The organism is Saccharibacillus sp. JS10 (assembly GCF_024436065.1).
GTDB lineage: Bacteria > Bacillota > Bacilli > Paenibacillales > Paenibacillaceae > Saccharibacillus.
Genome location: NZ_JANFNS010000002.1, coordinates 762,181 through 775,649 on the forward strand (window position 1 = coordinate 762,181; position 13,469 = coordinate 775,649).

The following is a 13,469-nucleotide window of genomic DNA, read 5'->3' on the forward strand; positions in this document are numbered from 1 at the left end:
ATTTCTTCGGAAATCTGCTGGTTTTTTGGTATTCGCTGAATTATCCCGACAATCTAGTTGAAACCGGGTGATTTTGAATAGGGAACCGATCTCGACCCGGTCATAAGACCTTGAAAGATAGACCTAAACGTCTTGCTTTGGGACTTAAGCCTTTCGGACGTCTGTGACTGTTTTTGAATCTATAAACCTTCTATACTGGAAGCAATTGAGAAGACAGTGAAACAGATCGGAGGGAAAGCCTATGAGTTTGTTCAGACAAGCGGTATTAGGGCGAAAAGAATTTCAAGTTGGCGGTTCGCATTTGTCCGCTGCCCAACAACTGATCGATTATTATGTGCTACCTGTTGAAAAAGAATCGGTATGCTTCAGTAAACAGATGGTGCATTTGGAACGTTACGCCGGCGAAGTCGGTTTTGAACGTGCGGCACGCAAGCTGAAAATCGCGGATTATGCGCTTAACGGATTTTCTTTATTCCTTTTATTCGGATTGTTAGGCGTGATTGGACTCGATCTGGTATGGCCTTCATTAGGACTTCGAGAATCCATCTTAAGCGCAATTACTTCTAATCTGGAAGCCGTATTGCTTACGGTAACGGCATTATTGTTGTTAACCGTTGGCTTGATGGGTGTTCGCCGTTTATTCGGACAAGAAGCGGAAGAACGGTTGATTATCCTTTGGCAAAAAGTACTGGAAGTCGTTAATCCAGCATTGAACATGCCAACCGATTCGCCTTATGCGCTATCTGAAGCTTTGAATGAGTGGATGAGTCGTCAAGCCGGTCGGGATCAAGAAGTGAACAATATTTAAATCTTAACTTACATAAGCTACAATTGAATTCAAACGGCTGATGGACAAGAGTTTCTTGTACACAGCCGTTTTGTGTTAGCGTCATGCAAAGTCAAGAAGCTTCTGGTACACTGAGCTTTAGATATTGGCAAGGTGGAGGAATCAAGTTGAATAAAATCACAGAAGAAGGTCAAAGCAGATGGAATGAACGTATGATTAAGTCACTTTGCGGAGCCAGTGCATACCGTAAAGGCGAAACGTTGTTTCGTGCAGGAAAAGTTACGGTACGTAGGCTGGAGCCGGATCAAGAAGCTTATGAAGCGATTGTGCAAGATGGTCAGCCACTGCGTGTTGTTTTTCGCTTCGGAAATGACGATCGGGTAGAGGCACAATGCGAATGTTCGGCAGATTTTGCGTTTGAGCAGCCTTGCAAACATACGGCAGCGGCGTTATTACAATGGTTAAAACCAACTGAAAATAACGCAAAACCTCCGACAGAAGATCGTCTTATAGGAAAAGTGATGGATTTATTTCGGCAATCGCCGCGTGCTTTAGCCGGTTCCCGTTCTCTTTTCGAATCTCGGCAAGAATTGAAGATCGAGTTTTGGATCCAACCGTATTCAGAGCGGACAAGACGCGGGCTGCTTGGGATTCAACTGCGTGTCGGTCTGGATCGTATGTATGCCGTATCGGATATTCGCGAATTTTTACTTCATTACGAGCAAGGCAGCGTTTATTCATTTTCGCGTTATTTTACGTATGATCCTGCGGACTATTGTTTTAAAAGTGAAGACGACAAGGTATTGTTGCGATTAGCCGAGATTCGTCAAAGCGAAAAAATGCAGCGTGCTTCAGCAGGTGCTTTATACACAGGAGAGATTGGCGATCCGCCTTCACTGCCCTTGCCGCCCCATGCTTGGGAATCGTTAGCGCCTTTGCTTCAAAAAGGGTGTCAAGTTCAGATCACGGCGCAAGATCAAACGTATCCGGGTCTTCATATTTCGCAAGATTTGCTCCCGCTTCGTTTTGAATTTGATCAGGGCAAATCAGGTTCGCTTCGTATGAATGCACGGGGCATGGATAAAATCATCATCTTGGATTTTTACGGCTTGGCTTTATGCGAAGGAATCTTTTATCGGATCGAAGCTACGCAAGCCAAGCGACTGTCAGAGTTAAAACAGATCTTATTGGATGATCCCGAAAACGAAGATGAAATTCAGATCCCCAAAGCACAGATTCAACATTTTATGGAACGTGTTGTACCGGGACTTATGAAGCTCGGAGACGTATTTTTCACCGAACAAGTTTCGGATCGCGTCCTGCAAATTCCTTTGGTGGCACGAGTCTATTTGGATCGTATTCACGACCGATTGGTCGCGGGATTGGAATTTCAATATGGAGATATCGTAATCAATCCGCTGGAACGGGCAAGTGAACGTCGCGGCGAAAGTCGAATATTGATTCGGGAAGGCGGCAAAGAACTACGGATTTTGGAAGTGATGGAGCATGCCGGCTTTGTTCGTACGGAAGCGGGTTATTATATGCAAGATGAAGAACGCGAGTTCACTTTTTTACATGAGATTATTCCGCAATTAGAAAAGCTAGCGAGTATTCATGCGACAACTTCCGTAAAAGAAAAAGTGATTAAAGTTACTCCGCCGCCTCGAATTTCTGCAACACTCGATGAACGATCGAACTGGTTGGAATTTCGGTTCGATATTAGCGGAATCCCGGAAGCGGAAATCCGTCATGCCGTTGAAGCATTGGTGGATAAGCGTAAATATTATCGGTTGCGAAGTGGAGCACTGCTTCCTCTGCAAACCCAAGCTTTCCGGGCGCTTACCGAATTTTTGAACGGCAACCGACCCTTTTTGTCTGCGGAAGACGTTGCTTCTTTTCGTCTGCCTGTAGCCGAAGGGCTGCATCTGCTTCGAGAGTATGGGGAAGATTCGGACGGGCTTATGCGTCCTGAAAAGCATTTACGCCGCTTGCTGGATAGTCTTCGTAGCCCGGACCTGCTTGATTTTCCGATCCCGGAGTCGATGGCTCCGATCTTACGAGATTACCAGCAGACCGGATATCGCTGGTTGAAGACTTTGGCACATTACCGTCTGGGCGGGGTACTTGCCGATGATATGGGGCTCGGCAAAACGATACAAAGTATCGCTTATCTGCTATCCGTATTGCCTGAAATCCGGCAAAGTGCAGAGCCTGCGCTTATCGTGGCTCCAGCTTCGCTGCTGTACAATTGGCGTAGCGAATTGGAACGGTTCGCACCGGAGCTGCGCACGGCTATTGTCGATGGCAGCAAGTCAGCTCGCGAAGCGCTGCTGCAATCATCGGAACGTTACGATATCTTAATCTTATCGTACCCGCTGCTTCGTCGTGACGTCTCGCAGTACGAGATTTTGAAATTCCATACGTTGATACTCGATGAAGCGCAAGCGATCAAAAACGCCGATACGCAGACGTCTCGCGCGGTTAAATCGCTGCAAGCCGGATTCCGTTTTGCTTTGACCGGAACGCCGATCGAAAATTCGCTCGATGAACTTCGCTCCTTATTCGATGCCGTTTTACCCGGGTTGTATCCGAATCGGCGCCGGTTTGCGGAACTGACGAGAGAAGCGGTAGCCAAACGCGCGAAGCCTTTTATGCTGCGTCGCTTAAAAACGGATGTGCTGGGAGAGTTGCCGGAAAAGATCGAATCAATCCGGGTAAGCGAATTATTACCGGAGCAGAAGCGGTTATATACCGGGCAACTTGCCAAATTACGCTACGAGACCCTCAAGCATCTGGATCACAGCGAACAATTAGGACGTAGCCGTATTCAATTTTTGGCGGGGTTGACTCGGTTGCGCCAAATCTGTTGTCATCCTGCCCTTTTTGTAGAAGGATATAGCGGACGCTCCGCTAAATTCGAGCAATTGCTGGAGACGTTGGAAGAATGTCGCCGAGCTGGACGCCGCGTACTGGTCTTTTCGCAATTCACCGAAATGCTAAGCCTGATCAGTCGTGAACTCGGCTACCGCGAACACCCTTTCTTTTATCTAGATGGAAATACGCCTCCGCAAGATCGGTTGCATCTATGCCAGCGATTTAACGAAGGAGAAAAAGACGTATTTCTTATCTCGCTCAAAGCCGGAGGAACAGGGCTCAATCTCACAGGCGCCGATACGGTCATCTTATACGATCTATGGTGGAATCCAGCTGTAGAAAAACAAGCCGAAGATCGCGCTTACCGGATCGGACAAACGAAGGTCGTACAAGTGATCCGCCTGATCGCAAGCGGTACAGTCGAAGAAAAGATGCACGAGTTGCAACGCAAAAAAACGACATTGATCGATGAAGTCATCACATCCGATGAAGATCGGATCACTTCGTTAACGGACGAAGACTTGTTGATGTTATTGGGAGAAGAATAAGAAAAAGACATCCTTAATTGGATGTCTTTTTGGCTTATATTTTGAAGCGTTCAACCGAATGCTGCAAATCTTGTGCTAATTTGCTGAGGTAAGAAGCAGAGCTGGTCACTTCTTGAATCGAAGCTAATTGTTCTTGTGTGGCGGCTGCTGCGCTTTGCGTCATTTCTTTGGAATTATTAGCAATCGATGCCGAAGATTCGACAGTTGCCAGTACTTCTTCCGAACTTGCCGACATTTCTTCAGTCACAGCGGATACTTCATGCAGCTGCACAGCAAGGCTGCGTGTATTGCTCATAATGCCGTCGAACACAACCGATACGTCGTGCATCACTTGTCTGCCGTTCTCCGATTGTGTGCGGCTTAGTTCCATACTGCGGAAAGCACTTTGCGTCTCGGACTGAATTTTTTGGATCAGGTCAGATACATTGGAAGAAGACTCTTGTGTTTGTTCGGCGAGCTTTTTCACTTCCGCGGCTACCACTGCGAATCCACGGCCTTCTTCGCCGGCTCTTGCTGCTTCGATCGCTGCGTTGAGCGAGAGAAGGCTTGTCTGATCGGCGATTGCTTTGATTGTATCGGTAATTTCGCCGATACTTGCCGATTTCTCATTCAGCGAAGTGACAACTTCAGACAAATCGCCAATCGATTTATGAATTTGTTCGATTTCGTAAATGGCTTGTTCCAATTTGGTATGTCCCGTCGTTACATTCGATTCCGATTGTTGCGAGCTGGAAGCAAGTTCGCTTGCCGATTCTGCGATACGCTGGATGCCTGTTGTCATTTCTCCCATTGTACGACTCATTTCAAGCGATCCGCGTGCTTGCGTATCCGAACCTTCGCTCAATTCCTGAATTTGATTGGAGATTTGTTCAGTCGCTTGCGACGTCTGTTCGGAGCTGGTCAATAATTGCTTGGAGCTACCTGCCAAAGAAACTGCATTTTCCGAAATTTGTTTGACCAATGAGCGAAGCGATTCGACCATACTATTATAAGATCGTGTCAAAGCTCCGGTTTCGTTGTTAGGCAATTCGGTGCCTAATTTTGTGAAATCACCTTCAGCAGCTTGCTGCATCAGATTTTGTAAATGACGAAGAGGCAGTGTGATCGAACGTAAGATCATAGTCGCAAATACGACCAACAACAAGATCGCTAACAAGATCGAGACGATACTGACCGTTTTGGAAAGTGAAGCGGCTTGGAGGTTTTGGGTATTACTGAGATCGGCTTGACTTTCGATTTGAGAAGCTAATTGAATCAAGAGGGCTTCACTAGCATCTTTTTGAGGTTCAAGTTGATCGAGGAAAAGCTTGTAGGCTTCATCATTTTTGTTTTCTTCAACAAGTTGGATCGTTTGTTTTTCGACATCAAGCAATCCAGCGCGAGAATCGTTCACTTTTGTAAAAATAGCTTGTTCTTCTGTACTCATGTTCATTTCGCTATATTGAGTCAACAGTGCTGAATTGGCTGCAATGGTCTCGTCGAAATGCCCTTTGTGATAAGCTTTCTCTTGAGGATCGGTAGTCAATAAGAGTTGCGTGATATCAACAATGACCCGATTGAAATTGGAAATCACTTGATTCGTCATTTTTACTTTAACCAGATTGTCCTCGTACATCGATTTTGAATTGGATGCCATTTGCTCGACAGAGACAAAACTCATTCCTCCTACAGCTAATAAAAATAGGATCGCCATAACATTCAAAACTAATAATTTCGTACGAAGTTTAAGACTGTAAAGCCATTTCATAAATTCACTCCTCTGTATGTATAAGATTAGATGACGGGGAAACGATCACTTTGAGAAAGCAACGAGAATGCCCGTGTTATAAGCTTTTATCGGCAAAGAGCAATGTTAAATTAATGCGAAATCAAGAAAAAAACTTTTTTATTTGTTGAAGCAAGCAAGTGGGAAACCAGAAAAGTCCAAAAGATGTAAAGTGTCAAAATACCTTGTTACACAGCTATCTTCTTTGTAACTCTTTTAACAAAAATTGAGCGAAAATAGCTGAATCAAAAAAACTGCCGATCACCTTTTAAAGGCAATCGACAGTTTAGTTTTTTCTTTTATTTGGACATAAATTAGATCAGTAATTAGATGTCTTTATGAAGCAAGGAAGAGGCGCTTACTTGTACTTTTTCGCTACGAATCACTTGAATCTGATTATCTACACATTCTACAGCAATCGATGTTACGTCTTCTTCGTCCAGCAGCAGATCGGTTACGCCGTCTTCGATATGTTGCTGAATCATACGACGGAGTGGACGAGCGCCAAAAGCAGGATCGTAACCGAGTTCTGCCAATTTGCTTTTTGCTGCATCGCTGACTTCGAGTGTAATGCCGCGCACCGACAAAGCTGTTTTGATTTCACTAAGCATATTGTCGACAATCGTCACCAAATCTTCTTCTTTCAGCGAAGCGAACGGTACAATGCTATCGAAGCGGTTCAAGAACTCGGGACGGAAATGTTGACCCAGCGAGTTCATGATCGAACGCGTTTCGTCCGTTTTCGCCATAAAGCCCATCGTTACTTTTTTCTCTGTAGTTGTTCCGGCGTTCGATGTCATAATGATGACGGTATCTTTGAAGCTAACCGTACGGCCTTGACTGTCTGTTAGACGTCCGTCATCCAGCACTTGTAAAAACATATGCTGTACATCAGGATGCGCTTTTTCGATCTCGTCGAGTAAGATGATGCTATACGGATTACGGCGTACTTTTTCCGTTAATTGTCCGGCTTCTTCATGCCCTACATAACCTGGAGGCGAACCGATCAATTTGGAGACCGAATGACGTTCCATATATTCGCTCATATCGAGACGAATCATCGCTTCGTTGCTACCGAACAATTCGTCGGCAAGAGCTTTGGACAACTCCGTTTTACCTACGCCGGTTGGTCCAACGAAGAGGAAGGACGCGATCGGTTTGCTATCGTTACGCAGCCCAGCACGTCCGCGACGCACCGCTTTGGCTACTTTATCGACAGCTTCGTCTTGACCGATCACACGGCTTTCCAGACGCGAAGACAATTGTTTCATTTTGCCACGTTCATCGGCTTGTAATTTACCAACCGGAATACCGGTTTTGCGTTCGATGATGTTTTGAATATCTTCGACCGTGACTTCCAATACTTCTTCAGCAGGAACTTCGCCATTCAATCGCGCAGTCAATGTCGATTCTTCGTCACGCAATTTGGCTGCACGTTCGTAATCTTCTTCGCGAGTTGCCGCGTCTTTTTCCTGTTTAATTTGCTCCAAGCGAGCTTGGATCTCATCGTTTCCGTTCGTAGAAGCGCGAAGGTTCAGCTTAGCACCGGATTCATCGAGCAGGTCAATCGCTTTGTCCGGCAAGAAGCGGTCTTGAATATAGCGGCTCGATAAACGTACGCTCGCTTCCAAAGTCTCGTCTGGATAGCGGACACCGTGGAATTGTTCGTAGCGATCGCGTAGACCTTTCAGAATCAAAATCGTTTCTTCAGCAGTAGGTTCATTCACCATGACCGGTTGGAAACGACGTTCCAGCGCCGCATCTTTTTCAATCTGACGATATTCTTTGAGCGTGGTTGCGCCAATCATTTGCAGTTCGCCGCGAGCAAGAGCTGGTTTCAAAATATTGCCGGCATCCATCGATCCCTCGGCAGAACCCGCGCCGACAAGCAGATGAATTTCATCGACAAACAGCAATACATTGTCACGTTGCTCAAGCTCCGCGATCAATTGTTTGATTTTTTCTTCAAATTGACCGCGTACACCCGTACCGGCAACCAGAGAAGCGACATCCAGCGAATAGACTTCTTTATTTAGCAGTTTTGCTGGAACTTGACCTTCGGTGATTCGAAGAGCAAGCCCTTCGGCGATCGCGGTTTTACCGACGCCCGGTTCACCGATCAAGACTGGATTGTTTTTACCGCGACGGTTCAAAATTTCGATTACACGATCAATTTCTTCGTCACGCCCGATTACCTGATCGATTTTGCCACCGCGAGCGGCGTCGTTCAGATTCCGTCCGAGCTGGTCGAGCAGACCGCCGCCGCGACGTCCATTTTGTGCTTGAGGTTGAGCCGCTTGTTTGGCATTGGAAGACTGACCTTGCATAAAGCCGCGCAGCAGATCTTCAAGCGACGATTGACCGGATTGGTTCATACCGGCTGTAAAAGGAACGCCGCCGCTAACTTTTGTATAACATTCTTCACAAAGAAACATTTTTTCGGATTTATGGTTAAGGGTGAGGCTCAAACCGACAGTTGCTTGATTATGATTACAGTGTTGACAACGCATGAAGGCATGCCCCTTTCAGAGGTGAAATTTGATTTTGTTTGACTTTATCTTTTGACTTTGACTTTCTTTGACCTTATTATACCTCGCACACAATTAAAGTCAATAGTTTTTAGTTATTTTTAGTAACCTCGTTGAAAAAAGAGTGTGAGAACGCAAAAAACCGCTCCGCCTAAGTGAAATAGGAGAGAGCGGTTAAGCTTGAATCTTTATTTAGCGGATTTCGAAGAGCTTTCGAGAACTTCCCCGTTGCTTGCAATGACTTCCTTATACCAATAGAAGCTATCTTTGCGGGAACGATTCAGCGTGCCTTTTCCTTCATTATCTTTATCGACGTAGATAAAGCCGTAACGCTTTTTCATTTCGCCGGTTCCCGCACTGACAAGGTCAATACAACCCCACGGCGTATAGCCGATTAATTCCACGCCATCAATAATGGCTTCTTTCATTGCTTTAATATGTTCGCGCAGATATTCAATTCGGTAATCGTCATGAATCGAACCATCCGGCTCAACTTCGTCGACTGCACCTAATCCATTTTCTACGATCATCATCGGCAAGCGGTACCGGTTGTAGATATTGTTAAGTGCCCAGCGTAGACCTTGAGGATCAATCTGCCATTCCCAAGCACTTGCTTTAAGATATGGATTTTTGAGACCCATCAACATGTTACCGCCAACTTTAGCTTGATCGGGATCAGCGCTCACACATACGGAAGAGTAGTAGCTGAACGTGTAAAAGTCTACTGTCCCTTCAAGAAGGATCTGTGGATCACCGTCCTGTATTTGAATATCAATATTGTTTTCTGCAAAATACCGTTTCGCAAAACCCGGATATTCTCCGCGTACTTGCACATCGCCGCATAAGAAGTTGCCGAGATTATCTTTTTGTTGCGCCAAAAGGATATCGTCTGGATGGCTGGTGAGTGGATAGTTACACATATAGGCAATCATGCAGCCGATTTTGAAATTCGGATCGATAGCATGACCGATTTTGACGGCTTTGGCGCTTGCCACAAATTGATGGTGCAGCGCTTGGTAACGGGCTTGCTCCGAACTAGACTCCATACTCATTATTTCTTTGCTGCCTTCCGGAATCATCGCTCCTGCCAAAAAGGTACCGAACGGCATCGTGAGGATATTGATTTCGTTGAAGGTCAGCCAATATTTCACGACGCCTTTGTAGCGGTTGAACAGCGTCTCGCAATAGTTGACGTAAAAGTCGATGACTCGGCGATCCGACCAGCCGTTATAGTTTTTTGCCAGTGCAAAAGGAGCTTCATAATGCGAGATCGTGACAAGCGGTTCGATGCCTTGCTTTTTCAATTCGGCAAATACGTTATCGTAAAATTTCAACCCTTCTTCATTGGGTTCGGGATCATCGCCATTCGGGAAAATACGGCTCCAAGCGATCGACAAACGGAACACTTTGAATCCCATTTCACCGAATAGTGCAATGTCTTCCGCGTAACGATGATAAAAATCGATCGCTTCGTGGCTTGGATAATTTTCGGTTGGAAGCAGTTCGGGAGTGATTCGGCGAGACGTCGTATGCGTCCCGGCGGTCATCATATCCGATGTGCTTAATCCTTTGCCGCCTTCGTTATATCCGCCTTCAAGTTGGTTTGCTGCGGTAGCGCCGCCCCACAAAAAGTGCTCAGGAAATCCAGTCGGAATTTTCGTTGTCATCACATTTCCTCCTCATAAGTAAAGGGCGTAGAAGCCGCACTGCTGCGACTTCCTTAACGCCCTAAAATCTTGTTATTTGAGATCCGTTACACGACAACGGTCAACAGACCGTCTTGGTAGCCGACATCTTTCTTTTCGGTTTCAATAACGTCCAGATAGTTCCCGGTGTTGGAAACGATGATTGGAGTCGTCAGTACATAGCCTTCTTGACGAATGGCATCGACATCGAATTCCATTAACAGATCGCCTTTTTTCACGCGGTCGCCTTGTTTAACTTGCGGTGTGAAATATTTGCCTTTGAGCTTCACCGTATCTTGACCCACATGGATCAATAACTCAACGCCTGTGTCGCTTGTAATGCCGATCGCGTGACCCGAAGAGAAGAGGGAAGTCAGCACGCCATCTACAGGAGAGTAGACTTTGCCTTCGATTGGCTCAATAGCAACCCCTTTGCCCATAGCACCTGTAGAGAATGCTTCGTCTTTGATGGTGGACAAAGCGATAACATTGCCTTTCATTGGGCTGCCTACTGTTTCTTGTTGAACGAGCGAAGCATCTTTTTTCGTTGGCGTCTCGTCTGTTGCTACGACATCGTCTTTGAATGTGAACAACGTGATCACCATACCCAGGATAAAGCTGACTACGATCCCGATAATAGCGCCGTAGAAACCAGCGTCGATACCATTAGGTCCGATATAAGACGGAATACCGAAGATACCCAGACCACCGATTTGGTAACCTTGCGTGCCCATAGCGCCGATAATACCGCCGCCGACTGCTGCCGCAATACAGCTGATGATAAACGGTTTTTTACGTGGCAACGTAATCCCGTAGATTGCAGGTTCTGTGACGCCGAACACACCGGAAATTGCTGCTGGAATCGACAAAGATCTGAGTTTTTTATTTCTCGTTTTGAGCAAGATTGCCAATACTACGCCTGTTTGAGCGAAAGAAGCGCCGAACATTCCTGCGAGAACCGGATCTCTGCCAAGCGTTGCCAAGTTGTTGAGAGCGATCGGCACGAATCCCCAGTGAAGACCGAAGATCACGAATACTTGCCAGAAAGCACCAATGATGACGCCAGCGGCGATTGGGCTGAAGTTGTAGACAGCGAGCGTACCGTTACCGATGATTGTACCTGCCCAAGTTGCGATTGGACCGATAAAGATGAAAGTCAAAGGCACGATTACAAGCAGTGTGCAAAAAGGAACCAAGAATGTGCGTACTACGCTTGGAATCACACGTTTGAAGAACGCTTCAATCTTAGATGCAACATATACCGCGATGATGATCGGAATAACACTGGACGAGTACGTCATCAAGATAACCGGTATCCCCAAGAACGTAATGTATACCGGGGATTCGAAGATTGTTCCTCCGAATAACGTGTATAGTGGCTCGACGCCAGATGACGCGATACCCGCAATATTCGGATAAACGAGAGCGCCACCGATTGCCATCCCGATAAAGTGATTGGCACCGAACTTTTTGGCTGCTGTAAAGCCCAAGAAGATCGGGAAGAAGTAGAAGAGAGCGTCACCGATCGCATTCAGAATCTGATACGTACCAGACTCTTGAGTCAACCAGCCTAGTGTCAGGAACAAAGCATTGAAGCCTTTGATCATACCGGTTGCAGCCAATACGCCGAGTGTCGGTGCAAATACACCGGAGATCATATCGACGAAGCGGCTGAACAGACTGATCTTTTCACCGGAGTTTGAGTTCGACGAATGAGATTCAGAACTGAATCCCGCGACCGAATTAACTTCCGCATACACGTCGGGTACATGGTTACCGATGACGACTTGGTATTGACCACCGCTTTTGACTACCGTTACGACGCCATCCATGTTTTTGAGTACATCCGTGTTGGCTTTGTTTTCGTCTTTCAGTCTAAACCGAAGTCTGGTGACGCAATGTTCTAGACTGTTAACGTTTTCTTTACCGCCTACGTTTTGAATGATGTCTTTGGCTAACTGTTCATATTTCCCCATTGTTCTCGCTCCTTTGTGCGAAAGATGATAAAAGGAAGAAGCTATAAAAAAAAGGCGAGACCAAGTAAACGCGCGCCCCGGAAGGGCATGTCTACGGTTGGTCTCGCCTGCATTACCAGTCACGATCCTTGATTTTATGAAATTGATAGCGCTTACTGAATACGCTTACTTTACAATAAGAGAAACGTTCCGTCAAGGAGCAGATTCTCGGGTTACGCGATGAATATGCAAAGTCAGATACAGCTTTTCTTCGTCAGGTAATTCAGTCTGCAAATACGTTTCGACCTGAAGCATACATTTGTAGGCTTTGCGGTATTTCGACTTCACCTGCTTGAGCAGAAAGTCATCGTCAAGCTCACCGCGTCTAGGACGTTCGAGCCGTTGAAAAAAGAAACGTAGATGGGTCACAAACCGTTCATAACTGATTGAATTTTCGTCCGGCGCTTGACCGTAACTGTACGTGACGATATTCAAAATATCATTGATCTTTTCGGTCTGAACCGAAACATTATCGATTCGGCGGGACGATTGATCCAGCTGTGCATTGATAAGGTGGAGCGCGATATTCGCGGCTTCATCCTCGGGAAGCTTTTTGCCGAGGGAATCTTCGATAAACTCCAGTGATTTTTTGCCGATTCCGAATTCTTTCGGGTAAACTCGGCGTATTTCCCAAATCAATGGGTTTGTCGCTTTGATTCCTTCGTCAAACAACTTGAGTGCATGATTCATATGATCCGTCAGGGTGACATAGATATAATCGCTGAGCGGAGCGTCTAACATGTTTTTGCCGTATTCGATGATGTCATAGCATAAGGAGATATACTCGGGCGGCACGTCTTCCAGCAAGAGCTTGAATTTTTCCGAAGCTTCTTTTTGCTGCAAAACGAAAATTTTCTCGACTAGACTTTGATCGACAAGCTCGCCGACTTTTTTTTTGAACGCGATTCCGCGTCCCATAACCACGAATTCACTTTTATTTGAATCGCTGGCTATAATGGCGTTGTTGTTGAATATCTTTGCGATAATCACCTGCCGCCCTCCTTATCTTGCGGAATCATCAACCGAGCGGTATGAGCGCTTACAGTAGAAGTGTACAAAAAGAAGACAAAACCCAACACATATACATGTAGCATACGCGGTGGGTTTTGCCTTCTTCAGTAACAATCCCAACGCCATCATAACAAGAACAAATTGCTTTGGCAAGGAAAAAGTATACGCTTTCTTTTGCGTTTTTTTCGAGAGCGTTTTCGATATGTAAAGCGTGATACATAAGCGTTTGATGTGTTCAAGAAGAATCGAAATCGGA

At 45.9% G+C, this 13,469-nt stretch carries 7 protein-coding genes; 2 read left to right on the top strand and 5 right to left on the bottom strand.

The features are described from left to right. Positions 1-241: 241 nt before the first annotated feature. A complete protein-coding gene (locus NOM90_RS08805) occupies positions 242-808 on the top strand; it encodes a DUF6097 family protein (protein WP_255941390.1) in 567 nt (188 codons plus the stop codon). A 146-nt stretch (positions 809-954) separates the two neighbouring features. Then, positions 955-4,209: a DEAD/DEAH box helicase gene (locus NOM90_RS08810; RefSeq protein ID WP_370866583.1), complete on the top strand. Its 3,255-nt coding sequence runs from the start codon at positions 955-957 to the stop codon at positions 4,207-4,209. A 34-nt stretch (positions 4,210-4,243) separates the two neighbouring features. Here the strand turns inward: NOM90_RS08810 and NOM90_RS08815 are convergent, their stop codons facing one another. From NOM90_RS08815 to licT, 5 genes are all read right to left on the bottom strand, one after another. Further along, positions 4,244-5,956, bottom strand: a complete 1,713-nt coding sequence (locus NOM90_RS08815; protein ID WP_255941392.1) for a methyl-accepting chemotaxis protein — start codon at positions 5,954-5,956, stop codon at positions 4,244-4,246. Between the two features lie 344 nt (positions 5,957-6,300). Beyond that, a complete protein-coding gene (locus NOM90_RS08820; RefSeq protein ID WP_255941394.1) occupies positions 6,301-8,484 on the bottom strand; it encodes an ATP-dependent Clp protease ATP-binding subunit in 2,184 nt (727 codons plus the stop codon). Between the two features lie 206 nt (positions 8,485-8,690). After that, the gene (locus NOM90_RS08825; protein ID WP_255941396.1) at positions 8,691-10,169 is read right to left on the bottom strand and encodes a glycoside hydrolase family 1 protein; all 1,479 of its coding nucleotides are present in this window, start codon (positions 10,167-10,169) and stop codon (positions 8,691-8,693) included. An 86-nt stretch (positions 10,170-10,255) separates the two neighbouring features. Beyond that, positions 10,256-12,163, bottom strand: a complete 1,908-nt coding sequence (locus NOM90_RS08830; protein ID WP_255941397.1) for a beta-glucoside-specific PTS transporter subunit IIABC — start codon at positions 12,161-12,163, stop codon at positions 10,256-10,258. 192 nt (positions 12,164-12,355) lie between these two features. Then, positions 12,356-13,192 carry a BglG family transcription antiterminator LicT gene (licT, locus tag NOM90_RS08835; RefSeq protein ID WP_255941398.1) on the bottom strand — a complete coding sequence of 279 codons (837 nt, stop codon included), beginning with the start codon at positions 13,190-13,192 and terminating at the stop codon, positions 12,356-12,358. Between the last annotated feature and the right edge of the window lie 277 nt (positions 13,193-13,469).

Bases quoted from the DNA above. Each gene is read 5' to 3' on its own strand.
- NOM90_RS08820 (WP_255941394.1), bottom strand. From the start codon at position 8,484: ATGCGTTGTCAACACTGTAATCATAATCAAGCAACTGTCGGTTTGAGC.
- NOM90_RS08815 (WP_255941392.1), bottom strand. From the start codon at position 5,956: ATGAAATGGCTTTACAGTCTTAAACTTCGTACGAAATTATTAGTTTTG.
- NOM90_RS08805 (WP_255941390.1), top strand. From the start codon at position 242: ATGAGTTTGTTCAGACAAGCGGTATTAGGGCGAAAAGAATTTCAAGTT.
- NOM90_RS08830 (WP_255941397.1), bottom strand. From the start codon at position 12,163: ATGGGGAAATATGAACAGTTAGCCAAAGACATCATTCAAAACGTAGGC.
- NOM90_RS08825 (WP_255941396.1), bottom strand. From the start codon at position 10,169: ATGACAACGAAAATTCCGACTGGATTTCCTGAGCACTTTTTGTGGGGC.